The sequence below is a fragment of the Sedimentimonas flavescens genome (assembly GCF_019264375.1).
GTDB classification, from domain to species: domain Bacteria; phylum Pseudomonadota; class Alphaproteobacteria; order Rhodobacterales; family Rhodobacteraceae; genus Rhodobacter; species Rhodobacter flavescens.
The window spans coordinates 1-1181 of record NZ_JAHVAI010000054.1 but is presented as its reverse complement, the minus strand read 5'-3'; the positions used below and the strand labels follow the sequence as shown (position 1 = coordinate 1181).

At 55.7% G+C, this 1181-nt stretch carries 1 protein-coding gene and 1 pseudogene; both read left to right on the top strand.

The window, feature by feature from the left end; all coding sequences use genetic code 11:
- Positions 1–76: 76 nt before the first annotated feature.
- Positions 77–547, top strand: a pseudogene (locus KTQ37_RS16640) (integrase core domain-containing protein); the annotation flags it as partial.
- Positions 548–724: 177 nt separating this feature from the next.
- On the top strand, positions 725–1123 hold the full coding sequence (locus tag KTQ37_RS16635) for a hypothetical protein (RefSeq protein WP_218631626.1): 399 nt from the start codon (positions 725–727) through the stop codon (positions 1121–1123).
- Positions 1124–1181: the final 58 nt, after the last annotated feature.

The following is a 1181-nucleotide window of genomic DNA, read 5'->3' as shown; positions in this document are numbered from 1 at the left end:
AAATTGCCTTTGCCCATCTCGGCCTCCTTGCCTCAAAATTAGGGAAGAAGGCGTCTACAGATCTAGGGGCTATTCAGACACTTCGATTTCGGGGCGCCGGGTGGCGCGCGAACTGACGGCTCTGATCGGACGCCGCGGCAAACCCGGAATGATTGTCAGCGACAACGGCACGGAACTGACCTCGAATGCCATCCTGCGGTGGTGCTCCGAGCACCGGATCGAATGGCACTACATTGCGCCGGGTAAGCCGATGCAGAACGGTTTCGTGGAGGGTTTCAACGCTCGGATGCGAGACGAACTGCTCAACGAGACCATGTTCCGCAATCTGGCCCACGCGCGGATCGTGATCGCCGCCTGGGCTACCGACTACAATACCGAACGCCCACACTCGGCCCTGGACTACCAGACACCGGCTGACTACGCGCGGGCCCTGACCACCGCAATCGCGCGCCCCGCTGCGCGAGATGAAAGCTCCGCGCGTCGGGCGATTGCTCAACCTGCGCCGATCGGCGTAAACACCAACCGGGCTCCGGTCGCTGCTGGATGAAAGATCAGTGGCAGGTCAATTCAACTCATCAACGAAATGATGGCTCAGCATCCGCTTCAAGGAGCAGAGGCCAAGGTTTGGTCTAGCTGCTACCGTGGGTTCAATGAAGGTCGCTTAGACAAAGGTGGTCGGGTTTATGGGGATTGGCAGTCAGCAAAGCCCGAAGTCCGATTGGCCATGACTATCGACGGTGAGCCTGTTGCAGAAATCGACATCAAGGGGTCTTTCCTCTTTCTTGGCAATCAGTTGTCAAAAGAGCCCATCAAGCTAAACATTGACCCATATAAAGCAATTCCGTTTGTCGCGAATGCCGCCAGCGACGAAGAACGGGCTAACCTGCGAGGTTTGGCCAAGCTAGTAGTAAGTTCAATGTGGTTTCGAGAAGACAGGATGACCAAGCTGCCTAGGGGCAGAAAGCAGGACGAGAACGGCTCTTACATCTCTCTTCGCGATAAGTTTCAGGTGCCTCGCTCTTTGGCAAGCAGGGAGATCATATCCGACATCTATCGTACCTTTCCGTTTTTTGATTCCAAGGAAGTGACAGGGTTTGGCCTGATGTGCTGTGACCCCCGATAATTCCTCCAGTTGATGCTAGAGTCCGACCCAACAGAAGGATCGGACCATGAAGCCATCG

Coding starts and splice junctions, on each gene's coding strand:
- KTQ37_RS16635 (WP_218631626.1), top strand. CDS start 725: ATGACTATCGACGGTGAGCCTGTTGCAGAAATCGACATCAAGGGGTCT.